Source organism: Streptomyces sp. CB02058 (genome assembly GCF_001905505.1).
Classification (GTDB): Bacteria; Actinomycetota; Actinomycetes; order Streptomycetales; family Streptomycetaceae; genus Streptomyces.
On the sequence record NZ_LIPG01000002.1, the window covers coordinates 1,161,073 to 1,184,660 of the forward strand.

A 23,588-nucleotide genomic window follows, 5' to 3' on the forward strand; every position below is an offset into this window, starting at 1 on the left:
TAAGGGATAGTGGGGTACGTGAGTGCTGTCCCCGTACCCCAGCCCCGTGCCCGAGCCGCCTCCGCGCCCGACAGCGCAGGAAGCCGCCGAAGCCTGGCCGCCGGCCTCCTCCTCGGGGCCGCCGGCGCCACCGTCGTACTCCTCGCCTCGGGGCAGACCTGGGCCGAGGGCAGGGCCGCCGTCGGCGGCGGCACCCTGCCGCTCAGCGCCGACGGCCAGGACGTCACCGGCCTCCCGGCGGCCCTGGCGGTCGTCGGCCTGGCCGCGCTCGTGGCCGTCTTCGCCGTCCGCGGCGCCGGCCGGCTGCTGGTCGCCGCGCTGCTGGCCCTCAGCGGCCTCGGCGCCGGCCTGAGCGCCTACGCGGGCGCCTCCGACAGTGCCGCGCTGGACGAGCGGGCCGCCGAGACCACCGGCAACGCCTCGGCCACCATCGACGCCCTCAGCCACACCGCCTGGCCCTACGTGACCGCGGCGGGCGGCCTGCTGATCCTCCTCGCCGGGATGCTCGCCCTGCGCTACGGAAGCCGCTGGCCCACCATGTCGGGCCGCTACGAACGCGACGGCACCCCCCGCCCCCGCAAGGCCCCCCGCATTGCCCCGGACCCCGAACGGCCCGAGGAACTGTGGAAGGCGCTCGACCGCGGCGAGGACCCGACGCGCGAGGCATGACCCCGAGCCTCACGTCCACCGGGGCGTACGGGACAATGGGCAGCGAGCTTTCCCAACAGCGACACCTTCAGCGCAACACCAACAAGGAGCAACTCATGGCGGGCAGCAGCCACGGACACACCCCGGCCGCCTGGACCGGTGTCATCATCTCCTTCATCGGGTTCTGCATCGCGGGCCTCTTCATGGTCGCGGCCAACGTGCTCGGCTTCTGGGCCGGTATCGCAGTCGTCCTGCTGGGCGGTGTCGTCGGTCTCGCCATGAAGATGGCCGGCCTCGGCATGCCGAAGGAGTCGGCCGAGATGGCCGCCGCCAGGGCCCGAGCCTCCCAGGCCCAGATCACCGCCTGACCGGATGCCCGGATCCGGACACGACGCGAGGCGCAGCCCCCACCGGGCTGCGCCTTCTGGCGTCAGCGGGGACAATCACCGCGTGGACGCCTCAGCCTCTCCCGCAGCTTCCCCCGCCCCCTCCGCCGCTCCGGCTCCGCCCGGCCCCGGCCCGGCGGCCCCCGCACCGGTCTCCCGGCTCCGCAGGCTCGCCACCCCCGTCGGGGTCATGGCGGCCGTCGTCGGAGCCTTCGGCTACGTGGCCACGGTCGATCCCAACGAGCCCGGCCACTACCCGGTCTGCCCCATGCTCCGGTTCACCGGGGTGTTCTGCCCCGGCTGCGGCGGGCTCCGCAGCGCCCATGCCTTCGCCCACGGCGACCTCGTCACCGCCCTCGGCTCGAACGCACTGGCCGTCGCCGGCTATCTCGCGTTCGCCGCGGTCTGGCTGCTCTGGACGGTCCGCGCCGGCCGCGGCCTGCCCCTGAGCATCGGTCTCAGGCCGGTCCACTGGTGGGGCATCGGCACCGTCCTGCTGGTCTTCTCCGTGGTCAGGAACCTCCCGTTCGGCTCCGCCCTCGCTCCCTGATGTGCCCAGGGAGTGGGACGTGCGGCCTCAGGATGCGAGCCCCGGGCCCTCCTGCGGATACCATCGAGGTGGTTGATCCTGTTCCCATCACCGCTTCGGAAGGGGGCCGCTCGCGTGAGTGTGCTCGACGAGATCATTGACGGCGTTCGCGCCGACCTCGCGGAGCGGCAGGCGCGCGTCAGCCTCGACGAGCTCAAGGAACGCGCCGCGCGCGCTCCCCAGGCCAAGGACGGAGTCGCCGCCCTGCGCGGCGAGGGTGTGACCGTCATCTGCGAGGTCAAGCGCTCCAGCCCCTCCAAGGGGGCCCTTGCCGCCATCGCCGACCCGGCCGCGCTCGCCGCGGACTACGAGGCCGGCGGGGCATCCGTCATCTCGGTCCTCACCGAGGAGCGCCGCTTCGGCGGTTCGCTCGCCGACCTGGAGGCCGTCCGCGCCAAGGTCGACATCCCGGTCCTGCGCAAGGACTTCATCGTCACCTCGTACCAGCTGTGGGAGGCACGGGCCTACGGCGCCGACCTCGCCCTGCTGATCGTCGCCGCCCTCGACCAGGAGGCCCTGGTCTCGCTGATCGAGCGCGCCGAGTCGATCGGCCTGACGCCGCTCGTCGAGGCGCACGACGAGGAGGAGGCGGAGCGCGCCGTGGACGCCGGAGCGAAGATCATCGGTGTCAACGCGCGCAACCTGAAGGACCTCAAGGTCGACCGTTCCACCTTCGAACGCGTCGCACCCGAGATCCCCGACCACATCGTCAAGGTCGCCGAGTCCGGCGTCCGGGGCCCGCACGACCTCATCGCCTACGCCAACGCGGGCGCGCACGCCGTGCTCGTCGGCGAGTCCCTGGTCACCGGCCGCGACCCGCGGGCCGCCGTCGCCGACCTGGTCGCCGCGGGCGCCCACCCCGCGCTCAGGCACGGACGGGGCTGAGCGCACCCGTGTCCGCCGACCGTCCCGCCTCCCGTATCCGGCCGGGCCTGCGCCCCGCCGGTGCGAGCGCCCGGGACCCGCACGCGCCGCTGGCGCGCGGCTGCCGCCCACGCGGCTGCCGCGCCCCCGCCCGGCGTGTGCACGGCCGGCGCGTGCGGTACGTGATCGGCGACGAGCCCGGACAGGTCAACGGCATGCGATGGCGCTCGGGGTCCGCGCCCTAGCGAGCCCCGGCCGTCGTCTCCCCGCCGTACACAGGGGATGTGTCGCCCCGCCCCGCGCGGGGGACATCCGCACGGCTCCACCGCACCGACCGCCTCCGCGGCCGGCGTGGCGCTCCGCTCATGGCGCATACGGTGAAACCACCCGTTGCGATTCGAGGAGCACATCGCATGTCGTCCGACTTCTTCATCCCGGACCCCGAGGGTCTGATCCCCAGCGCCGAGGGGTACTTCGGCGCGTTCGGTGGCAAGTTCATCCCGGAGGCGCTCGTCGCCGCCGTGGACGAGGTCGCCGTCGAGTACGACAAGGCCAAGGCCGACCCGGCCTTCGCCGCCGAGCTCAACAAGCTGATGGTCGACTACACCGGCCGCCCCAGCGCGCTGACCGAGGTCTCGCGCTTCGCCGAGCACGCGGGAGGTGCCCGCGTCTTCCTCAAGCGCGAGGACCTCAACCACACCGGCTCGCACAAGATCAACAACGTGCTGGGCCAGGCCCTCCTGACCAAGCGCATGGGCAAGACCCGCATCATCGCGGAGACCGGAGCCGGCCAGCACGGCGTCGCCACCGCGACCGCCTGCGCCCTCTTCGGGCTCGACTGCACCATCTACATGGGCGAGATCGACACCGAGCGGCAGGCGCTGAACGTGGCGCGGATGCGGATGCTCGGCGCCCAGGTCATCGCCGTGAAGTCAGGCTCCAGGACCCTCAAGGACGCCATCAACGAGGCGTTCCGCGACTGGGTCGCCAACGTGGACCGCACCCACTACCTCTTCGGCACGGTCGCGGGACCGCACCCCTTCCCAGCCATGGTCCGCGACTTCCACCGCGTCATCGGCGTGGAGGCCCGCCGCCAGATCCTGGAGCACACCGGCCGGCTGCCGGACGCCGCGGTCGCCTGCGTCGGCGGCGGCTCCAACGCCATCGGCCTCTTCCACGCCTTCATCCCCGACGCGGGCGTCCGGCTGATCGGCTGCGAACCCGCGGGCCACGGCGTGGAGACCGGAGAGCACGCGGCGACCCTGACCGCGGGCGAGCCCGGCATCCTGCACGGCTCACGCAGTTACGTCCTCCAGGACGAGGAGGGCCAGATCACCGAGCCGTACTCGATCTCGGCCGGGCTCGACTACCCGGGCATCGGCCCGGAGCACGCCTACCTCAAGGACGTCGGCCGCGGCGAGTACCGCGCGGTCACCGACGACGAGGCCATGCAGGCGCTCCGGCTGCTCTCCCGCACCGAGGGGATCATCCCGGCCATCGAGAGCGCGCACGCGCTCGCCGGGGCCCTGGAGGTCGGCAAGGAGCTCGGCGAGGACGGGCTGATCCTGATCAACCTGTCCGGGCGCGGCGACAAGGACATGGACACGGCCGCACGCTACTTCGGCCTGTACGACCAGGAGGGGGAGAAGTGAGCGGCAACCGAGAGCTTCTGGAGACGACGCTGGCCAAGGCGGCGTCCGAGGACCGGGCGGCGCTCATCGCCTACCTGCCCGGCGGCTTCCCGACCGTCGACGGCGGCATCGCGGCCGTCAAGGCGGCCGTCGCGGGCGGCGCCGACGTCATCGAGGTCGGCCTCCCGCACAGCGACCCGGTGCTCGACGGGCCGGTCATCCAGACCGCCGACGACATCGCGCTGCGCGGCGGCGTCAAGATCGCCGACATCATGCGCACCGTGCGGGAGGCCCACGAGGCCACTGGCGCGCCGATCCTCGTCATGACGTACTGGAACCCGATCGACCGGTACGGCGTGGAGCGCTTCACCGCCGAGCTCGCCGAGGCGGGCGGCGCCGGGTGCATCCTGCCCGACCTGCCGGTCCAGGAGTCCGGCCGGTGGAGGGAGCACGCCGACAAGCACGGTCTCGCCACCGTCTTCGTCGTCGCCCCGAGCAGCAAGGACGCGCGCCTCGCGACCATCACGGCTGCGGGCTCCGGCTTCGTGTACGCCGCCTCGCTGATGGGTGTCACCGGCACCCGTGAGTCGGTCGGCGAGCAGGCCCAGGACCTGGTGCGGCGCACCCGCGCCACCACCGGTCTGCCGGTCTGCGTCGGCATCGGCGTCTCCACCGCCGAGCACGCCAGGCAGGTCGCGGACTTCGCCGACGGCGTGATCGTGGGCTCGGCCTTCGTCAAGCGGATGCTGGACGCCCCCGACGAGGCCGCCGGACTCGCCGCCGTACGCGCTCTGGCGGCCGAACTGGCCGAAGGCGTTCGAAAGCGCTGACAGCGCTCGTCACCCGTACGGGTGGACATGGGACCGGGGAGGCGCTCGCGCGCCTCCCCGGTTCGTTTGCGCAATGTGAGCGAGAAGAACCAAGACCGCAGAAGAGCCGCGCGTGACCGGCTCGCCCAGCAGCGTGAGCAGGACCGGGCGAAGGAGCGCCGCCGCCGCACGCTGATCGTCGCGACCGCCGTGGTGGGGGTGCTGGCACTGGCCGCCGTGGTCGGCCTGATCGCCGCCAACGCCGGGAAGAACGACCAGGACAGCGAGGCCGGACCGGCCGTCACCCCGTCCGGGGCGATGGGGGAGGACGGACTCGCCCTCCAGGTGGGAGCCGACGACGCGCCGTCCACGCTCACGATCTGGGAGGACTTCCGCTGCCCCGTCTGCGCCCAGTTCGAGAACGCCTTCCGTGACGAGATCACGGAGCTGGCGGAGAGCGGACAGCTGAAGGTGCAGTACCACCTGGCCACGATCATCGACGGCAACCTCGGCGGCAGCGGATCGCTGCGCGCGGCGAACGCCGCGGCCTGCGCCCAGGACGCGGGGAAGTTCGCGCCGTACCACGACGTGCTCTTCACCAACCAGCCCGCCGAGACCGACGACGCCTTCGCCGACAACGGCAAGCTGCTCGAGCTGGCGGGCGAGGTGGACGGCCTCGACACGCCTGCCTTCCGCAGCTGTGTGGAGGACGGCACGCACGACAGCTGGGTCGAGAAGTCGAACAAGGCGTTCGGCGAGGGCGGCTTCCAGGGGACCCCGACGGCTCTGCTCAACGGCGAGTCGATCTTCCCCAAGAAGGGGGACGAGCAGATCTCCGAGGCCAATCTGAAGAAGTGGGTGGCCGAGGCCAACAAGGGCAAGAAGCCGGGCACGGTCGGGGCGACCCCCTCGGCGTCGTAGCCCGGGGACGGGGTTCGGGCGAGGGCCCGGCGGGTGCTCCGGCGGGGTCCTCGTTATCCAGAAGTTGCCGGACGGCTTGCCGTACGTCCCGTCCGGCAGGGTAGCGTCGACCTCGTCATGAACCTTGCCTTCATTCCCAGCCCGTCGACCGGGGTGATCGAGCTCGGCCCGATCCCGCTCCGCGGCTACGCGTTCTGCATCATCATCGGTGTCTTCGTCGCCGTCTGGTTCGGCAACAAGCGCTGGATCGCCCGGGGAGGAAAAGCCGGCACCGTCGCCGACATCGCCGTCTGGGCCGTGCCCTTCGGCCTGGTCGGCGGCAGGCTCTACCACGTCATCACCGACTACCAGCTGTACTTCAGCGACGGTGAGGACTGGGTCGACGCCTTCAAGATCTGGGAGGGCGGCCTCGGCATCTGGGGTGCGATCGCGCTCGGCGCGGTCGGTGCCTGGATCGGCTGCCGCCGCCGGGGCATCCCGCTTCCCGCCTGGGCCGACGCCCTGGCCCCCGGTATCGCCTTCGCCCAGGCGATCGGCCGCTGGGGCAACTGGTTCAACCAGGAGCTGTACGGCAAGCCGACGGACGTTCCCTGGGCCCTGGAGATCAGCGAGGGCACGAACCGGGTCGCGGGCACCTACCACCCGACGTTCCTGTACGAGTCCCTGTGGTGCGTCGGTGTCGCGCTGCTGGTCATCTGGGCCGACCGCCGCTTCAAGCTGGGACACGGCCGGGCGTTCGCCCTGTACGTCGCGGCGTACTGCGCGGGGCGCGGCTGGATCGAGTACATGCGTGTCGACGAGGCGCACCATGTGCTGGGCCTCCGGCTCAACGTCTGGACCGCGATCATCGTCTTCGTGCTGGCGGTGACCTACATCGTGGTCTCGGCGAAGGTGCGCCCGGGCCGCGAGGAGATCGTCGAGCCCACCACGGCCGAGCTGGCCGGGGACGACGAGAAGGACGCCCCCTCCGAGGACGGGTCCTCCGGGTCCGAGGGGACCGCCGCTTCCGGGGAGACCTCCGGGGACGCGGCCGACGCCCCGGACACGGAGCCGAAGGAGGCGGAGGCCGACGGCGCTCCGCAGAAGGCCGACAGGAGCTGACGCTCCAAGACCACCGAAGGGGCCGCCGGACCACACAGGTCCGGCGGCCCCTTCGCATGTGCCGGGGCCTCTTGGCGCGGGGCCCTCGGAGCCGGGCTCCCCGGCGCAGGGCCGCTCGCTCCGGGCTCCTCCCGGGCCGGAGCCCCGGTGCGAGGCCCCCCCACGGTGCCCGGCCCTCGTCGCCCGGCCCTCAGCGTCCAGCCCTCGGCGCCCGCCCCTCAGCGCCTCGCCAGTGACAGGGTGCGTTCCGCCGTCGCCACCACCGCCGCGTCCACGAACCTCCCGTCCGGCAGTGCCTGCGCCCCCGCCTCGCTCCGGGACGCCTCCAGGATCTGCTGGGCCGCCTCGACCTCCCGTGACGTCGGGCGGAACGCCCGCTCGATGACCGGAAGCTGCCGGGGATGGATGGCCGCCCGGCCCAGCAGGCCCAGATCCCGGCCGTGCGCACAGGACGAGCGGAGCCCGGACAGGTCCCGGACGTCCGGGTACACCGACATCACGGGAGGGGCGAGCCCGGCGGCCCGGGCCGCGACGACCACACGGCTGCGCGGCCAGTCCAGCCCGGCGTCGTCCCGTACCCCCAGATCCGCCCGGAGATCCGCCTCGCCCAGCGCGATCCCCCGTACGGCGTGATGGGCCCCGGCGATCGAGTACGCGTGCTCGATCGCCAGCGCCGACTCCAGCAGCGGATACAGGGGCACACCCGGCGCCAATGCGGCGACATGGTGCACGGACGCCGCATGGGTGATCTTGGGCAGCCGCATCCCGGACAGCCCCGGCAGCCCCGTCAGGGCCTTCACGTCGTCCTCGCCGTGGACCCGCACATGGACCGGCACCGACAGCGGGTCCGCCGTGACCGCGTCCGCGAGGAGCTCGGCCGTCGCCGAGCGGGCGTACTCCTTGCGGTCCGGGGCGACCGCGTCCTCCAGATCCACGATCACCACGTCCGCGCCCGAGCCGAGCGCCTTGCGGACCACCTCGGGCCGGTCGCCGGGGACGTACAGCCAGGTCAGGGCCACCGCCGGACTGTTCACAGCGCTCCTTCGTCCCGCAGCGCCGCGATCCTCGGTCCGGAGAGGCCGAGCTCCGCCAGGATCTCGTCCGTGTCCGCTCCGTGCGGCCGTCCCGCCCAGCGGATCGCCCCCGGGGTCTCCGAGAGCCGGAACAAGACGTTCTGCATCCGCAACGGCCCCAGCTCCGGGTCGTCGACCTCGGTGATCGTGCCCAGCGCCCGGTACTGCGGATCCTCCATGACATCCCGTACGTCATGGATGGGCGCGATCGCCGCCTCGGCCTTCTCGAACGCGTCCACCGCCTCCTCCCTGGTGCGCCGGGAGATCCAGTGGCCCACGGCCTCGTCCAGCTCGTCGGCGTGCTCGGCGCGGGTGCTCCCGGCGGAGAACCACGGCTCCTCGATCAGCTCCGGGCGCCCCACCAGCCGCATCACACGCTCCGCGACCGACTGCGCGGACGTCGAGACGGCCACCCAGTGCCCGTCGGCGGTGCGGTACGTGTTGCGCGGGGCGTTGTTCCTGGAGCGGTTCCCGGTGCGCGGCTGGACATAGCCGAGCTGGTCGTACCAGAGCGGCTGCGGCCCCAGCACGGTCAGGATCGGCTCGATGATCGCCATGTCCACCACCTGTCCGCCGCCGGTGCGGTCGCGGCCCGCCAGCGCCGTCATCACCGCGTACGCCGTCGCGAGCGCCGCGATCGAGTCGGCCAGCCCGAACGGGGGCAGGGTCGGTGGCCCGTCCGGCTCTCCGGTGACGGCGGCGAAGCCGCTCATCGCCTCGGCGAGCGTGCCGAAGCCCGGCCGGTGCGCGTACGGGCCCGACTGGCCGAAGCCCGTGACCCGGGCCAGCACCAGCCGGGGGTTGACCGCCCGCAGCTCCTCCCAGCCCAGGCCCCAGCGCTCCAGGGTGCCGGGCCGGAAGTTCTCGACGATCACATCGGTGTCGGCGGCCAGCCGCAGCAGCACGTCCCGGCCGCCGGGGCTGGACAGGTCGAGGGTCAGGGTGCGCTTGTTGCGGCCGAGCAGTTTCCACCACAGGCCGATCCCGTCCTTCGAGGGGCCGTGGCCGCGCGAGGGGTCGGGCTTGCGCGGATGCTCGACCTTGATGACCTCGGCCCCGAAGTCCCCGAGCATGGTGGCGGCGAGCGGCCCGGCGAACAGCGTGGCCAGGTCCAGGACCCGCAGGCCGGCCAGCGGCGGTGTCGTAGCGGCAGCGGTCATGCGGCATCGATCTCGCTTCGGTAGGGCATGGACGTCGAGGCACCTGGTCTCTGCACGCAGATCGCCGCCGCCGAGGACGCCCAGGCGACCGCCTCGGGGACCGAGCGGCCCTCGCCGAGCGCCACGGCGAGCGTGCCGACGAAGGTGTCCCCGGCTCCGGTCGTGTCGACGGCGGTGACCTCGGGGGCGGGGAAGAGCACCGGTTCGCCGCCCCGGGCCGCGTACAGGCAGCCCTTGCGGCCGAGCGTGATCACGACCTCCGGGACCAGCCGCAGCAGGAGCTGGGCCGCCGCGTGGGGGTCCTGGTGGCCGGTGAGCTCGGCGGCCTCGTGCTCGTTGGGGATCAGCAGGTCGACCGCGTCCACCAGGTCCTCGGGCAGGGGCTGCACGGGGGAGGGGGTGAGGATCGTCCGCACCCCCCGCTCCTTCGCCGTCCTGGCTCCCTCCGTCACGACGGTCATGGGGAGTTCCAGCTGGAGGAGCAGCAGTCCGGCCGCGGCGATCGCGGCCCTGCCGCCGGGGCCGAGCGTGGTCACGGAGGCGTTCGCCCCGGGGATCACGACGATGGAGTTGGCCCCGTCGTCGTCGACGACGATGTGCGCGGTGCCGCTCGGGCCCGCCACGGTGTGCAGCAGCTCCGTGTCCACGCCCGCGTGGTCCAGTTCCGTCCTGAGCCGCGAGCCGTACTCGTCCGTTCCCACCGCGCCGATCATCACCACCTCGCCCCCCGCGCGGGCGGCGGCGACGGCCTGGTTGGCGCCCTTGCCGCCGGGCACGGTCCGCAGCTCCCGTCCGGTGACGGTCTCCCCGCGCCCGGGTGCCCGGGCGACGTAGGCGACCAGGTCCATGTTGGTGCTGCCGAGCACCGTGATCGCTGTCATGGGCGGCGTACCTCCTGATGGGTCAGTTCCGCGAGGGTGTCGAAGCCGATGGAGTCGAAGCCGGGGACGGAGGTGGCGAGGCGGTTCTTGAGCGGTGCCGTCCACCGGTCGGGCAGCGCGGCCGCCCGTCCGGCGAGCAGGCCCGCGAGGGAACCGGCCGTCGCCCCGTTGGAGTCGGTGTCCCAGCCGCCGGACACCGCGAGGCAGACGGAGCGGCCGAAGTCCCCGTCGGCGTGGGTGAGCGCGGCGGCGAGCAGTGCGGCGTTGGGCAGGACGTGCACCCAGTGGTGGGTCGCGCCGTAGGCGGCGTGGAGCCGGTCCACGACGGTGTCGAAGTCCCGTTCGGCGCGGGCCGTCGCGATGCCGAGGCGCACCGCGCGCGCGTACCGGGACCGGGGAGGCACCACGCGCAGCCCGGCGGCCAGGCACCCGTGCACGTCGGTCTCGCCGCCCGCCGCCTCGGCGAGGGCGGCGGCGGTGAACATCGCCCCGTACACCCCGTTGCCCGTGTGGGTGAGAACGGCGTCCCGGTGGGCCTGTTCGGCGGCGGCCCCCGGGTCGCCGGGGTGCGTCCAGCCGTGCACATCGGCCCGGATCTGGGCGCCGATCCACTCCCGGAACGGGTTGCGGTGCCGGGCGGTGTCCGGCGGCTCGATGCCGTCGAGCAGATTGCGGTAGGCGATGCGCTCCGCGGTGAAGACCCGGCCGGCGGGGAGTTCGTCGAGCCAGAGCCGGGCGAGGTCGCAGGTGCTGAAGCCGTGCCCGTGCCGCTGGAGCAACAACACAGTGAGCAGAGGATAGTTGAGGTCGTCGTCCTCAGGCATGCCGTCGATGTTCTCGGCGAGCGAGGTCGGCGCCGAGCGGCGGTTCCAGGGGTACTCCGCGGCAAGGGCGGCGGGCAGTCCCCGGGCGGTGAACCAGGTGCCGAGCGGCCAGTTCCCGGTGGCGCGGCCCAGGGCGCGGATGCCGGCCAGCGGCAGTTTCTCGACCGGCTTGCCGAGCAGGCAGCCCGCGGCCCGGCCGAGCCAGGCCGCGTGCAGGGGCTCGGGCCCGATGTCCGCCGGGCGGGTGCGGGGGGCCGGCCAGCGCGGGCAGGCGGCCCGGATCGCGGCCAGTCCGGTCGGCTCGTCCTGGGCCAGCGGGCTCTCCAGCAGGGCGAGTTCGTCGAGCAGCAGCTCGGCGAGCGGGCGCAGCCCGGGCTGCGCGGCGGGCTCCGAGGCGCCGGCGCGCTCCGGGGCGGGCGCGCCGCCCGCCGCGTACCAGCGCCGCTCGATCTCCCCGGCGTCCCGGCCGTCCTGCGCGGCCTGGCGCAGCTCGTGGCCCACCAGGTCCTCGGGCTGGACCCACGTCAGGCGTACGGTCACCGGCCGTCGCCCGTCAGCGCGGCGAACGACGCCTCGTGCGCCCGGCGCCGGGCGGTGTCCTGCGCGAAGACCTCCCTGGTCACGTCCGTCAGCGCCCGCGCCGGGGCGTGCAGATCGAGGCGGCTGGCGTCGGCGACCGTCTTCACCCATCCGGCGGGGATCGGCCGCTCACCGTGGAGCGCGCCCGCGATCGCGCCGCTCATCGTGGCGATCGAGTCGCAGTCCCGGCCGTAGTTGACCGAGCCGAGCACCGTGTGGCGGAAGTCCCCGCCGCCGACGAGGAGCATGCCGAGCGCGACCGGGAGCTCCTCGATGGAGTGGAGCCGGGAGGGCCGCCGGGCGCCGAGCGAGGGCTCGCGGTAGTGCGGGCCGACGGTGTCGAAGGGGGCGACGGCCTCGCGCAGCGGGATCAGAGCCGACTCGAAGTCCGTGTAGCGGGAGGCCGCTTCGCACACCGCCTCGATCGCCGCCCTGGTGCCGTCCTTGGCGAGGGCCAGGACCGCGTCGACGACGGAGGAGGGGGTGGCACCGGGGACGCACGCGGCGGCGACGGCCGCCGCCAGGACCCCGGCGGCCTCCCGCCCGTACGAGGACTGGTGCGCCCCCGCGACATCCAGCGCCTCCGCGTACGCCGCCTCCGGATGGGCGGCGTTGACCAGGCCGACCGGGGCCATGTACATCGCGGCCCCGCAGTTGACGATGTTGCCCGTGCCGGCCTCGCGGGGGTCGGCGTGCCCGTAGTGCAGCCGGGTGACGATCCACTTCTCGGCCAGGAAGATCCGCTGCAGGGGCAGCGCCTCGGCCTCCAGCTCCGGAATCCAGCGGGGCCGGGACATCAGGTCCGGTACGAGGTGCTCCGCCACCGCGTACGCGTCGAGATGGCCGCGCACGCTCTCGTACACCCGCACCAGCGCATGGGTCATCAAGGTGTCGTCGGTGACGTGCCCGTCGCCCTTGTGGTACGGCGCGATGGGGCGCGCGGTGCGCCAGTCCTCGCCGTACCAGGGCCCGACGATGCCGGTCACCCGGCCGCCGTGGCGCTCGGCGATCTGCTCGGGTGTCCAGCCCTCGACGGGGCCGCCGAGCGCGTCGCCGACGGCCGCGCCGACGAGTGCTCCGGTGACGCGTTCATCCAGGGTGAGCGTCGTGGTGGTCGTGCCTGCCGCGAGCGGTGCGGATGTTTTGTGTGCCATGCCGGGATTGTCCACCCGGGGTGGCCGGTTCCGTGGCTGCGAGCAGCCCGGCGAGTTCGATGAGATCCGTGCCGGCGAGCCGGGGCAGCGCACACCCGGCGAGCGTGCGGCAGGCCTCCCGCCAGCCCGCCGGCACGGTGGCGGCGCCGCCCAGCGCGCCGGTCAGCGCCCCGGCGAGCGCGGGCGCGGAATCCGCGACCCGGGAGAGACAGGCCGCTGCGGGGACCGCCTGCGCGATCTCGCCCCGGGCCGCGGTCGTCAGGGCGAGGGCGACCGGCACGGTCTCCGCGGCGGCGATCCCGTAGCTGTAGACGTGGTCCACGATCTGATGCTCCAGCACGGGCACGAGCGCGAAGGCACCCGCGGCCTCGCCCGCGAACTCCCGGGCCAGCCGCACCGCGTGGACGGCGTTGCGCGCGATCTCGGTGCCCTCGGGGAGCCGGTCGAGCGCCGCGTTCACCGCGGTGTCGACGTCCGCGCCCGCCAGCGCCTCGGCGATCGCGGCCGCGACGGCCCGTGCGCCGTGCACACCGTCACCGTCCTGGGTGTACCGGGCGTCGAACTCGGCGAGCTCCGCCGCCGCCGCCGGGTCCCCGGGGTGGACGACCGCGAGCACGGCGGCCCGCACACAGGCGGCGTCGTCGAAGTAGTGCGGGTTGTCGTGGCCGGTGGCGGGCGGGCGCAGTCCCGCGGCGAGGTTGCCGAGACCGGCCCGTACGGAGATCCGGGCCCGCAGCGGCAGGACGGCCGACTCGACCTCGGGCGCGCGGGCGCTCGCGGCGGCCACCTTCGCGGCCAGCGCGTTCCACGACCGGTCGATCGCGTCCCGCATCCGGTGTCCCGGGGAGAGGTCCGGCGCGTGGTCCGCGGCGGCGGACAGCACGGTCCTGGCCGCGAAGGCGGCCCACTCGGCGTCGTCGGACGGCCCGAGCCTGAGCGGCTCCGGCGGCTGGTTGAGGGCGATGGGCACGGGGAGCGTCGTCGTCGCGTTCTGCTCCGCGAAGGTGTCCAGCTCCCGGGTGAGCCGCCTGGTCCACTCGGGCATCCGTGCAGCCCGGTGCCGCGCGGCCGGCCAGCCGGCGGCGTCCCCGGCCGCCAGCCCCAGCAGCAGCCCTTCGATCCTGGCCTGCCTGCCGGGGGTGCCGCTCGCGACGGCGGGCGCGGCGGTGATGCGGATGGCGACGTGAGAGGCGGAATCATCCGCCGTGGGCCTGCCCGGCACGGCGGAGTCCACCGTCGCGGAGGGGTCCTGCGCGGCGGACTCCGCCGAGGCCGTGGAAGCGCCCTGCGAGGCGCTCCGGGCGCTCACAGGACACCCCGCCCGGTGCGGACCGGCCCCTGCCACGCGGTGCCGGGGGGTGCCCCGCCGGGCCGGGCGGCACCGGTGGGCCCGTCACCCCGCCCCGCGCCGCCGGCCCACGCGGCACCGGACGTCTCGTGCCGGGCGGCGAGCGGGGTGAAGGCCCCGGGGGCCGGATGCGGCCCCGACGGGTCCTCGGCGGTCGCCCGGGCGAAGGGTTCCGGGGCCGCGCGGGGGCCCGGTGGCTCCTCCGTGTCGTCCGGGGTCAGCAGCTCCGCGATGTCCAGGATGTGATACCCGCGCATCGACGGCAGGCAGCTGCCCCGCACCGGGCCGATCGCCGACGCCCAGTCCCGGGGGATCGCCGAAGCCCCGTGCAGGGCTCCCGCCAGAGCGCCCGCCACCGCCGCGGTGGTGTCGGCGTCCCGTCCCATGTTCACGGCCGTGAGTACCGCCGTACGGAAGTCTCCGCGCGCCGCCGTCAGGGCGCCGAAGGCCAGGCCGACCGCCTCCGGCGCGAGGTCCGTCCACGGGTAGCCGCCGATCACCACCGCCGAGCGCACCGCACGTTCCGCCGTGAGCCGGTCCGGATAGGTGCGCTGTGCCGCCGTGACCGCGCGGCGCAGCGAGCGGGCCGTCCAGGAGTCCATCGGCACGACCGAGAGCGCGGCGGCGATCACGGAGGCGAGCCCCGCCCCCACCATCGCGGCGGCCACCCCCGCCGCGACGGCCTGCCCGCCGTAGATGCCCTCCCCGTCATGGCTGACCCGCCCGTCCACGGCCACCAGCCTGGCGGCCTCGGCGGGGCGGCCCGCAGCGAAGACCCCGAACGGCGCCGCCCGCATCGCGAGACCGTCGCTCCAGGCGTGCCGGTGCTGCGCCGAGATCGGCGCGGCGAGGCCGCGCCGCAGATTCTCCAGCGTGCCGCGCTCGCTGAACCCCGCGCCCCGGAAGGGTCCCTCGTCCAGATCGGCGATCCAGTGGTGCCAGGCCCGCTCGACGTGCGACACGGTGAGCGCCGAACCGTGTCTGGCCAGCAGCAACCCCGAGAAGATGGCGTACTCGGTGTCGTCCGTGCCCGCCGGGTCGTCGCTCACGAAGCCCTCGATACGGCCCCAGCGACGGCGGATCTCGGACGGGCGCATGTTCTCCGCCGGGGCGCCGAGCGCGTCCCCCACCGCCAGCCCCAGCAACGCCCCGCGGGCCCGGTCGGCCGTGTCCGCCGCCGTGCCGTCCGCCATGAGCTCCATCGTGTCGCCCCTTCGCTCCCACCCGGAATGACCGGATGTGCGAGGTTTCCCCGATCCTGGTGAAGAGAGGCGTGCATTTAGTACAAATCGGCCGCTCGGGTGACGCTTCCGAGGCAGGTAAGTTCGGCCTTCCTTGCTGGCGGGAGCCCTTTTTCGTGCGTATTTTCGAGGACGCGGGGCGGGGGTGAACGCAGGGCCCCCGTTCCCGGACGAGGGGAGAGCTGTGTCCATCATCGAGACCGACGCCGTACTGCACGAGGCCCACCGGGACAACCACACCCACCGCGACGTCAACGGCGGCTGGCTGCGGCCGGCGGTCTTCGGAGCCATGGACGGTCTCGTCTCCAACCTCGCCCTGATGACGGGCGTGGCCGGAGGGGCGGTCTCCCAGCAGACCATCGTCATCACGGGCCTGGCCGGACTGGCGGCCGGTGCGTTCTCCATGGCGGCGGGGGAGTACACCTCGGTCGCCTCGCAGCGCGAACTCGTCGAGGCCGAGCTGGACGTCGAGCGGCGTGAGCTGCGCAAACACCCCAAGGACGAGATGGCCGAGCTCGCCGCGCTGTACGAGTCGCGCGGTGTCGAGCCCCAGCTCGCCCAGGAGGTCGCCCGGCAGCTGTCCAGGGACCCCGAGCAGGCCCTGGAGATCCACGCGCGCGAGGAGCTCGGCATCGACCCGGGCGACCTGCCCTCGCCGCTCGTCGCCGCCGTGTCCTCCTTCGGCGCCTTCGCACTGGGCGCCCTCCTGCCCGTACTGCCCTATCTGCTCGGCGCCGGCCAGATGTGGCCCGCCGTCCTGCTGGCCCTCGCCGGCCTCTTCGGCTGCGGCGCGGTGGTGGCCCGGGTGACGGCGCGGAGCTGGTGGTTCAGCGGGCTGCGCCAGCTCGTGCTGGGTGGTGCCGCCGCGGCGATCACCTACGGCCTGGGCGCGCTCTTCGGGGTGGCCGTCGGCTGACCGGCCGGCCGGGCCCCGTCCACGGGACTTCCCGGGCCCCCGCGGTGCCGCACCGGTGTGACGTACGTCTTGGCGCACGTCACTGGGCGGATGGGGTAGGCCCGCCTTAAAATGAGACACTATGCAGTGCTACACATAAGTAGCCGTTACTCGGCGGTTTCAATTCCATGACCGCTGGGCAAGAGCCGTAGACATCGCGGGCAACGACGCCTGCTCTCTGCGGTCTCCCCGGACAGTGATCCACATGGACGCGTTCGATCATGACCCACCCCGCACCACTGCTTCGTGGTGTCCGCATGATGGAACGGACTATTCGCTTTTTGAGAAGCGTTCCATCATGTAACCTGCACGAAATTTCGCAGAGGGCCAGAGTCGTCCCTCGGCACAGCACATGCCACGACGACGACGGGAGAGCCGATGCGTTCCGACGCCTGGTCGCCCATGGACGGTCGCCCCGCCCAGCAGGGGATGTACGACCCCCGTAACGAGCACGACGCCTGTGGCGTCGGGTTCGTGGCCACTCTGACCGGTGTGGCCAGCCATGAGCTGGTCGAGCAGGCGCTGACCGTACTGCGCAACCTCGAACACCGCGGCGCCACAGGATCCGAGCCCGACTCGGGTGACGGCGCCGGCATCCTCCTTCAGGTTCCGGACGCCTTCCTGCGTGAAGAGGTCGCGTTCGACCTCCCCGAGGCCGGCTCCTACGCCGTCGGCATCGCCTTCCTGCCCGCGGACGACTCCACCGACGCGGTGAAGCAGATCGAGAAGATCGCCGCCGAGGAGGGCCTCGACGTCCTCGGCTGGCGCCAGGTCCCGGTCACGCCGGACATCCTCGGCAACGGCGCCCGCGCCGTCATGCCCGAGTTCCGCCAGCTGATCGTCGCCGACGGCACGAGCACCGGCATCGCGCTGGACCGCAAGGCGTTCGTCCTGCGCAAGCGCGCCGAGCGTGAGGCCGGGGTGTACTTCCCCTCGCTCTCCGCACGGACGATCGTCTACAAGGGCATGCTCACCACCGGGCAGCTGGAGCCGTTCTTCCCGGACCTCTCCGACGGCCGCTTCGCCACCGCGGTCGCGCTGGTCCACTCCCGCTTCTCGACCAACACCTTCCCGAGCTGGCCGCTCGCCCACCCGTACCGCTTCGTCGCGCACAACGGCGAGATCAACACGGTCAAGGGCAACCGGAACTGGATGAAGGCCCGCGAGTCCCAGCTCGCCTCCAGCCTCTTCGGCACCGAGAAGCTCGACCGGATCTTCCCCGTCTGTACGCCGGACGCCTCCGACTCGGCGTCCTTCGACGAGGTCCTGGAACTGCTCCACCTCGGCGGCCGCTCGCTCCCGCACTCGGTGCTGATGATGGTCCCCGAGGCATGGGAGAACCACGCCTCCATGGACCCGGCCCGCCGCGCGTTCTACCAGTACCACTCCACGATGATGGAGCCCTGGGACGGCCCGGCCTGCGTCACCTTCACCGACGGCACCCAGGTCGGCGCGGTCCTCGACCGCAACGGTCTGCGCCCCGGCCGCTACTGGGTCACCGACGACGGCCTCGTCGTCCTGTCCTCCGAGGTCGGCGTCCTGGACATCGACCCCTCCAAGGTCGTCCGCAAGGGCCGCCTCCAGCCCGGCAGGATGTTCCTCGTCGACACCGCCGAGCGGCGCATCATCGAGGACGACGAGATCAAGGCGTCCCTGGCCGCCGAGAACCCGTACCAGGAGTGGCTGGAGACCGGCGAGATCGAGCTCGAGGACCTCCCCGAGCGCGAGCACATCGTCCACACCCACGCCTCGGTCACCCGCCGCCAGCAGACCTTCGGCTACACCGAGGAAGAGCTCCGCGTCCTCCTCGCCCCGATGGCCCGCACCGCCGGCGAGCCCCTCGGCTCCATGGGCACCGACTCGCCGATCGCCGCGCTCTCCGAGCGCCCCCGGCTGCTCTTCGACTACTTCACCCAGCTGTTCGCGCAGGTCACCAACCCGCCGCTGGACGCCATCCGCGAGGAGCTCGTCACCTCGCTGCGCTCCACGCTCGGCCCCCAGGGCAACATCCTGGAGCCGACCCCCGCCGCCTGCCGCGCCGTCACCCTGCCGTTCCCGGTGATCGACAACGACGAGCTGGCCAAGCTCATACACATCAACGCCGACGGCGACATGCCGGGCATGAAGGCCGCCACCCTGGCCGGTCTCTACCGGGTCAGCGGCGGCGGTGACGCCCTCGCCGCCCGTATCGAGCAGATCTGCACCGAGGTCGACGCCGCCATAGAGGACGGCGCCCGCCTCATCGTCCTGTCCGACCGGCACTCCGACGCCGAGCACGCGCCGATCCCGTCGCTGCTGCTCACCTCGGCCGTCCACCACCACCTCATCCGCACCAAGCAGCGCACCCAGGTGGGCCTGCTGGTCGAGGCCGGCGACGTCCGCGAGGTCCACCACGTCGCGCTCCTCATCGGTTACGGCGCCGCCGCCGTCAACCCGTACCTCGCCATGGAGTCCGTCGAGGACCTCGTCCGCGCCGGTACGTTCATCGAGGGCATCGAGCCCGAGCTGGCCATCCGCAACCTGATCTACGCCCTCGGCAAGGGCGTCCTGAAGGTCATGTCGAAGATGGGCATCTCGACCGTCGCCTCCTACCGCGGCGCCCAGGTCTTCGAGGCCGTCGGCCTCGACGACGCCTTCGTCGCCACGTACTTCAACGGCACCGCCACCAAGATCGGCGGCGCCGGACTCGACGTCGTCGCCAAGGAGGTCGCCGCCCGGCACGCCAAGGCGTACCCCGCCTCGGGCATCTCCGCCTCGCACCGCGCGCTGGAGATCGGCGGCGAGTACCAGTGGCGCCGCGAGGGCGAGCCGCACCTGTTCGACCCGGAGACCGTCTTCCGTCTCCAGCACGCCACCCGCAACCGCCGGTACGACATCTTCAAGAAGTACACCGACCGGGTCAACGAGCAGTCCGAGCGCCTCATGACGCTGCGCGGACTCTTCGGCTTCAAGAGCGGCCGCGAGCCGATCTCCATCGACGAGGTCGAGTCGGCGGCCGAGATCGTCAAGCGCTTCTCCACCGGCGCCATGTCGTACGGCTCCATCTCGCAGGAGGCGCACGAGACCCTCGCCATCGCCATGAACCAGCTGGGCGGCAAGTCCAACACCGGTGAGGGCGGCGAGGACGCCGAGCGTCTCTACGACCCGGCGCGCCGCTCGTCCATCAAGCAGGTCGCCTCCGGCCGCTTCGGTGTGACCAGCGAGTACCTGGTCAACGCGGACGACATCCAGATCAAGATGGCGCAGGGCGCGAAGCCCGGCGAGGGCGGCCAGCTGCCCGGGCACAAGGTCTACCCGTGGGTCGCCAAGACCCGGCACTCCACCCCGGGTGTCGGCCTGATCTCGCCCCCGCCGCACCACGACATCTACTCCATCGAGGACCTGGCTCAGCTGATCCACGACCTCAAGAACGCCAACCCGGCGGCCCGCGTCCACGTGAAGCTGGTCTCCGAGGTCGGCGTCGGCACGGTCGCGGCCGGTGTCTCCAAGGCCCACGCGGACGTCGTCCTCATCTCCGGCCACGACGGCGGAACGGGCGCCTCGCCGCTCACCTCGCTCAAGCACGCGGGCGGCCCCTGGGAGCTCGGCCTCGCCGAGACCCAGCAGACCCTGCTGCTCAACGGCCTGCGCGACCGCATCGTCGTCCAGACCGACGGCCAGCTCAAGACCGGCCGTGACGTCGTCATCGCCGCGCTGCTGGGCGCCGAGGAGTTCGGTTTCGCGACCGCGCCGCTCGTCGTCTCCGGCTGCGTCATGATGCGCGTCTGCCACCTCGACACCTGCCCGGTCGGTATCGCCACGCAGAACCCCGTCCTGCGTGACCGCTTCTCCGGCAAGGCCGAGTACGTCGTCAACTTCTTCGAGTTCATCGCCGAAGAGGTCCGCGAGATCCTCGCCGAGCTCGGCTTCCGCACGATCGAGGAGGCCGTCGGCCACGCCGAACTCCTCGACACCGAGCGGGCCGTCACGCACTGGAAGGCACAGGGCCTCGACCTGGAGCCCCTCTTCTACGTGCCCGAGCTGCCCGAGGGCGCGGTGCGCCACCGCGTCAACGAGCAGGACCACGGACTGTCCAAGGCCCTCGACAACGAGCTGATCAAGCTCGCCGCCGACGCCCTCGGCGCCGACAGCGCCGAGGCCGCCCAGCCCGTCCGGGCCCAGATCGCGATCCGCAACATCAACCGCACCGTCGGTACGATGCTCGGCCACGAGGTCACCAAGAAGTTCGGCGGTGCGGGCCTGCCCGACGACACCATCGACATCACCTTCACCGGGTCCGCGGGCCAGTCCTTCGGAGCCTTCGTGCCGCGCGGTGTGACGCTGCGCCTGGAGGGCGACGCCAACGACTACGTCGGCAAGGGCCTCTCCGGCGGCCGTGTCATCGTCCGCCCGGACCGCGGCGCCGACCACCTCGCCGAGTACTCCACCATCGCCGGCAACACCATCGGCTACGGTGCGACCGGTGGCGAGCTCTTCCTCCGCGGCCGGACCGGCGAGCGCTTCTGCGTCCGCAACTCCGGCGCGACGGTCGTCTCGGAAGGCGTGGGCGACCACGGCTGCGAGTACATGACCGGTGGCCACGCCGTCGTCCTCGGCGAGACCGGACGCAACTTCGCCGCGGGTATGTCCGGCGGCATCGCGTACGTCATCGACCTGGACCTCGACAACGTCAACACCGGCAACATCGGCGCCGTCGAGACGCTCGACGACACCGACAAGCAGTGGCTGCACGACGTCGTGCGCCGCCACCAGGAGGAGACCGGCTCCACGGTCGCCGAGAAGCTGCTGGCCGACTGGGACTCCGCGGTCGCCCGCTTCAGCAAGATCATCCCGTCCACCTACAAGGCAGTGCTCGCCGCCAAGGACGCCGCTGAGCTCGCCGGTCTCTCCGAGCAGGAGACCACCGAGAAGATGATGGAGGCGGCGACCAATGGCTGACCCCAAGGGCTTCCTGACCACCGGACGCGAGGTCGCCAAGACCCGCCCCGTCGGCGAGCGTGTCAAGGACTGGAACGAGGTCTACGTTCCGGGATCGCTGCTCCCGATCATCAGCAAGCAGGCCGGCCGCTGCATGGACTGCGGCATCCCGTTCTGCCACAACGGCTGTCCCCTCGGAAACCTCATCCCCGAGTGGAACGACTACGCCTACCGCGAGGACTGGTCGGCGGCGTCCGAGCGGCTGCACGCCACGAACAACTTCCCGGAGTTCACGGGCCGTCTGTGCCCCGCTCCGTGCGAGTCGGCGTGCGTCCTCGGCATCAACCAGCCGGCCGTCACCATCAAGAACGTCGAAGTCAGCATCATCGACAAGGCGTGGGACAGCGGCGACGTCACCCCGCAGCCGCCCGAGCGCCTCTCCGGCAAGACCGTCGCCGTCATCGGCTCGGGCCCGGCGGGACTCGCCGCCGCCCAGCAGCTGACCCGGGCCGGCCACACCGTCGCCGTCTTCGAGCGCGCGGACCGCATCGGGGGCCTCCTCCGCTACGGCATCCCAGAGTTCAAGATGGAGAAGTCGCACATCAACCGCCGCATCGAGCAGATGCGCGCGGAGGGCACCAAGTTCCGTACGGAGGTGGAGATCGGCACGGACATCGACGCCGCCACGCTCCGCCGCCGCTACGACGCGGTCGTCATCGCGGCCGGTGCCACCGTCTCCCGCGACCTGCCCGTCCCGGGCCGTGAGCTGAACGGCGTGCACTTCGCGATGGAGTACCTCCCGCTCGCCAACAAGGTGCAGGAGGGCGACCTGACGGTCTCCCCGATCACCGCCGAGGGCAAGCACGTCGTCGTCATCGGCGGCGGCGACACCGGCGCCGACTGCGTCGGCACCGCCCACCGGCAGGGCGCGGCCTCCGTCACCCAGCTGGAGATCATGCCGCAGCCGGGCGCGGAGCGTAACGCCAACCAGCCCTGGCCGACCTTCCCGATGCTCTACAAGGTCACCTCCGCGCACGAGGAGGGCGGCGAGCGGATCTACTCCGTCTCCACCACCCACTTCGAGGGCGACGAGGACGGCAACGTCCAGTCCCTCCACCTCATCGAGGTGGAGTTCAAGGACGGCAAGCTGGAGCAGAAGGCCGGCACCGAGCGGGTCATCCCGGCCCAGCTCGTCACCCTGGCCATGGGCTTCACCGGCACGGACCAGGCCAACGGCCTCGTCCAGCAGTTCGGTCTCGCCCTCGACGAGCGTGGCAACATCGCGCGCGACGACAACTACGCGACCAACGTCGACGGCGTCTACGTCGCCGGTGACGCGGGCCGCGGCCAGTCCCTCATCGTGTGGGCCATCGCCGAGGGCCGCTCCGCGGCGCGTGGCGTGGACCGCTTCCTGACCGGGGCCAGCGCGCTGCCCGCCCCGATCCGCCCGACGGACCGTTCCCTGATGGTCTGATCACGGCACACAGACGTCCCGTACAACGGCGTACGGAACTGAACGCGGCGCCCGCCTCGTCCCCGACCGGACCAGGGCGGGCGCTGCGGCGTGTCCGGGCCCCGCGGGCTCGGCCCGGCGCCCACGCGGCGGCCGTCACCGAGAGCGCCGGACCGGTCCGGCGGCATCGCTCGGACCGGCCCGGGGGCGACCCGGCGGCGAACGCACCGGCCCCGCAGGGTCAGGAGCATCAGCCGCCGGACAGGGCGCGTCCGAGGAGGGGCAGCAGACGGTCCCAGTGACGCCGCAGCGCGGCCGGGTCGAAGGCGTCCGTGTCGGACATGGTGAAGCCGTGCACGGTACCGGGGTAGATCTCGGAGGTGTAGGCGACGCCCGTCCTCCCCAGGGCCCGGTCGAGCTCCCCGAGTGACTCGGGCGTCATGTCGCCCTCGGCGTGGCCGAAGTGGACCTGGGCGGTCAGCCCGGCGAGGCCGCCGGGCCCGTCGGCGCCCACGGGGCCGTGGAAGGCGGCGACGGCGGCAACCCGTCCGGGGTGTGCCGCGGCGGTGCGCACCGCGAGGAGCCCGCCGATGCAGTAACCCGTCACCCCGACCGGTCCGGGGCCGACCTCGGGCCGGCCGGTGAGGAAGCCGAGGTAGGCGTCGGCGTCGCTCAGGGTGCGCTCCGCCGTGTGCGCCTCGATCAGGGGCATCAGCCGGGCGAGGACCGCGGGCCTGGCCTCCTCCCCGATGTGCTCGGGGAGCTCGATCACCGGTGCCGGGCCGTGCCGGTGGAAGATGTTGGGGACGAGCACGTGGTACCCGTGTCCCGCCAGTTCGCGGGCCATGTCCCGCAGCACGGGCCGGACACCGAAGCCGTCCGGGTACATCAGTACCCCGGGGTGCCGCCCGCCGCCCTCGGGGAAGGCGGCGAAGGCGTCGGCCAGGCCGTCCCCGGTGGGAATGTGCAGAGTCCGTGTACCGGTGCGCATGAGTTCGGTTCTCCTGTCGTCGTCGACGTGTCGGGCTGTGGTCGGCACGACAGGAGGCGGAGC

20 protein-coding genes are annotated in these 23,588 nt (G+C 72.8%); 12 read left to right on the top strand and 8 right to left on the bottom strand.

What is annotated here, in order from left to right:
* Positions 1–9: 9 nt before the first annotated feature.
* The 9 genes from AMK10_RS12465 (at position 10) to lgt (ending at position 6,949) form a co-directional block, all read left to right on the top strand.
* A complete protein-coding gene (locus AMK10_RS12465; protein WP_073747740.1) occupies positions 10–669 on the top strand; it encodes a TIGR02234 family membrane protein in 660 nt (219 codons plus the stop codon).
* 95 nt (positions 670–764) lie between these two features.
* A complete protein-coding gene (locus tag AMK10_RS12470; protein WP_073747741.1) occupies positions 765–1,016 on the top strand; it encodes an HGxxPAAW family protein in 252 nt (83 codons plus the stop codon).
* Between the two features lie 82 nt (positions 1,017–1,098).
* A complete protein-coding gene (locus AMK10_RS12475) occupies positions 1,099–1,584 on the top strand; it encodes a DUF2752 domain-containing protein (protein WP_073747742.1) in 486 nt (161 codons plus the stop codon).
* Positions 1,585–1,698: 114 nt separating this feature from the next.
* Positions 1,699–2,508 (top strand): indole-3-glycerol phosphate synthase TrpC, encoded by an 810-nt coding sequence (gene trpC / locus AMK10_RS12480; protein WP_073747743.1) that lies wholly within the window; start codon positions 1,699–1,701, stop codon positions 2,506–2,508.
* A 35-nt stretch (positions 2,509–2,543) separates the two neighbouring features.
* Positions 2,544–2,732 carry a tryptophan biosynthesis modulator TrpM gene (gene trpM, locus AMK10_RS37985; protein ID WP_241839535.1) on the top strand — a complete coding sequence of 63 codons (189 nt, stop codon included), beginning with the start codon at positions 2,544–2,546 and terminating at the stop codon, positions 2,730–2,732.
* 168 nt (positions 2,733–2,900) lie between these two features.
* The gene (trpB, locus tag AMK10_RS12490) at positions 2,901–4,139 is read left to right on the top strand and encodes a tryptophan synthase subunit beta (RefSeq protein WP_073747744.1); all 1,239 of its coding nucleotides are present in this window, start codon (positions 2,901–2,903) and stop codon (positions 4,137–4,139) included.
* Positions 4,136–4,948 carry a tryptophan synthase subunit alpha gene (gene trpA / locus AMK10_RS12495; RefSeq protein WP_073747745.1) on the top strand — a complete coding sequence of 271 codons (813 nt, stop codon included), beginning with the start codon at positions 4,136–4,138 and terminating at the stop codon, positions 4,946–4,948. The genes trpB and trpA overlap by 4 nt, the downstream gene beginning before the upstream one ends.
* 75 nt (positions 4,949–5,023) lie before the next feature.
* Entirely contained in the window at positions 5,024–5,848 is an 825-nt protein-coding gene (locus AMK10_RS12500) for a DsbA family protein (RefSeq protein WP_073747746.1), read from the top strand.
* A 117-nt stretch (positions 5,849–5,965) separates the two neighbouring features.
* Positions 5,966–6,949 (top strand): prolipoprotein diacylglyceryl transferase, encoded by a 984-nt coding sequence (lgt, locus tag AMK10_RS12505; protein ID WP_073747747.1) that lies wholly within the window; start codon positions 5,966–5,968, stop codon positions 6,947–6,949.
* A 218-nt stretch (positions 6,950–7,167) separates the two neighbouring features.
* Here the strand turns inward: lgt and AMK10_RS12510 are convergent, their stop codons facing one another.
* From AMK10_RS12510 to AMK10_RS12540, 7 genes are all read right to left on the bottom strand, one after another.
* A complete protein-coding gene (locus tag AMK10_RS12510) occupies positions 7,168–7,983 on the bottom strand; it encodes an HpcH/HpaI aldolase/citrate lyase family protein (protein WP_073747748.1) in 816 nt (271 codons plus the stop codon).
* Positions 7,980–9,182, bottom strand: coding sequence for a CaiB/BaiF CoA transferase family protein (locus AMK10_RS12515; RefSeq protein WP_073747749.1), 1,203 nt, complete (start codon positions 9,180–9,182; stop codon positions 7,980–7,982). The genes AMK10_RS12510 and AMK10_RS12515 overlap by 4 nt, the downstream gene beginning before the upstream one ends.
* Positions 9,179–10,063 carry a ribokinase gene (rbsK, locus tag AMK10_RS12520; protein WP_073747750.1) on the bottom strand — a complete coding sequence of 295 codons (885 nt, stop codon included), beginning with the start codon at positions 10,061–10,063 and terminating at the stop codon, positions 9,179–9,181. Before rbsK ends, AMK10_RS12515 begins: the two co-directional genes overlap by 4 nt.
* Positions 10,060–11,427: an ADP-ribosylglycohydrolase family protein gene (locus AMK10_RS12525; protein ID WP_073747751.1), complete on the bottom strand. Its 1,368-nt coding sequence runs from the start codon at positions 11,425–11,427 to the stop codon at positions 10,060–10,062. The genes rbsK and AMK10_RS12525 overlap by 4 nt, the downstream gene beginning before the upstream one ends.
* Positions 11,424–12,620 carry an ADP-ribosylglycohydrolase family protein gene (locus AMK10_RS37990; protein WP_073747752.1) on the bottom strand — a complete coding sequence of 399 codons (1,197 nt, stop codon included), beginning with the start codon at positions 12,618–12,620 and terminating at the stop codon, positions 11,424–11,426. Before AMK10_RS37990 ends, AMK10_RS12525 begins: the two co-directional genes overlap by 4 nt.
* On the bottom strand, positions 12,556–13,797 hold the full coding sequence (locus tag AMK10_RS12535) for an ADP-ribosylglycohydrolase family protein (protein WP_107428422.1): 1,242 nt from the start codon (positions 13,795–13,797) through the stop codon (positions 12,556–12,558). Before AMK10_RS12535 ends, AMK10_RS37990 begins: the two co-directional genes overlap by 65 nt.
* Positions 13,798–13,925: 128 nt before the next feature.
* Positions 13,926–15,170, bottom strand: a complete 1,245-nt coding sequence (locus tag AMK10_RS12540) for an ADP-ribosylglycohydrolase family protein (RefSeq protein ID WP_241839522.1) — start codon at positions 15,168–15,170, stop codon at positions 13,926–13,928.
* Positions 15,171–15,393: 223 nt separating this feature from the next.
* Between AMK10_RS12540 and AMK10_RS12545 the strand changes: the two genes are divergently transcribed.
* The 3 genes from AMK10_RS12545 (at position 15,394) to AMK10_RS12555 (ending at position 22,555) form a co-directional block, all read left to right on the top strand.
* Entirely contained in the window at positions 15,394–16,125 is a 732-nt protein-coding gene (locus AMK10_RS12545) for a VIT1/CCC1 transporter family protein (protein WP_073747753.1), read from the top strand.
* A gap of 417 nt (positions 16,126–16,542) precedes the next feature.
* A complete protein-coding gene (gltB, locus tag AMK10_RS12550; RefSeq protein ID WP_073747754.1) occupies positions 16,543–21,102 on the top strand; it encodes a glutamate synthase large subunit in 4,560 nt (1,519 codons plus the stop codon).
* A complete protein-coding gene (locus tag AMK10_RS12555) occupies positions 21,095–22,555 on the top strand; it encodes a glutamate synthase subunit beta (protein ID WP_073747755.1) in 1,461 nt (486 codons plus the stop codon). The genes gltB and AMK10_RS12555 overlap by 8 nt, the downstream gene beginning before the upstream one ends.
* 229 nt (positions 22,556–22,784) lie before the next feature.
* Here the strand turns inward: AMK10_RS12555 and AMK10_RS12560 are convergent, their stop codons facing one another.
* Positions 22,785–23,525, bottom strand: a complete 741-nt coding sequence (locus AMK10_RS12560) for a dienelactone hydrolase family protein (protein ID WP_073747756.1) — start codon at positions 23,523–23,525, stop codon at positions 22,785–22,787.
* Positions 23,526–23,588: the final 63 nt, after the last annotated feature.

Coding starts and splice junctions, on each gene's coding strand:
- AMK10_RS12540 (WP_241839522.1), bottom strand. CDS start 15,170: ATGGAGCTCATGGCGGACGGCACGGCGGCGGACACGGCCGACCGGGCC.
- AMK10_RS12515 (WP_073747749.1), bottom strand. CDS start 9,182: ATGACCGCTGCCGCTACGACACCGCCGCTGGCCGGCCTGCGGGTCCTG.
- rbsK (WP_073747750.1), bottom strand. CDS start 10,063: ATGACAGCGATCACGGTGCTCGGCAGCACCAACATGGACCTGGTCGCC.
- lgt (WP_073747747.1), top strand. CDS start 5,966: ATGAACCTTGCCTTCATTCCCAGCCCGTCGACCGGGGTGATCGAGCTC.
- AMK10_RS12560 (WP_073747756.1), bottom strand. CDS start 23,525: ATGCGCACCGGTACACGGACTCTGCACATTCCCACCGGGGACGGCCTG.
- gltB (WP_073747754.1), top strand. CDS start 16,543: ATGCGTTCCGACGCCTGGTCGCCCATGGACGGTCGCCCCGCCCAGCAG.
- AMK10_RS37990 (WP_073747752.1), bottom strand. CDS start 12,620: ATGGCACACAAAACATCCGCACCGCTCGCGGCAGGCACGACCACCACG.
- trpB (WP_073747744.1), top strand. CDS start 2,901: ATGTCGTCCGACTTCTTCATCCCGGACCCCGAGGGTCTGATCCCCAGC.
- AMK10_RS12470 (WP_073747741.1), top strand. CDS start 765: ATGGCGGGCAGCAGCCACGGACACACCCCGGCCGCCTGGACCGGTGTC.
- AMK10_RS12555 (WP_073747755.1), top strand. CDS start 21,095: ATGGCTGACCCCAAGGGCTTCCTGACCACCGGACGCGAGGTCGCCAAG.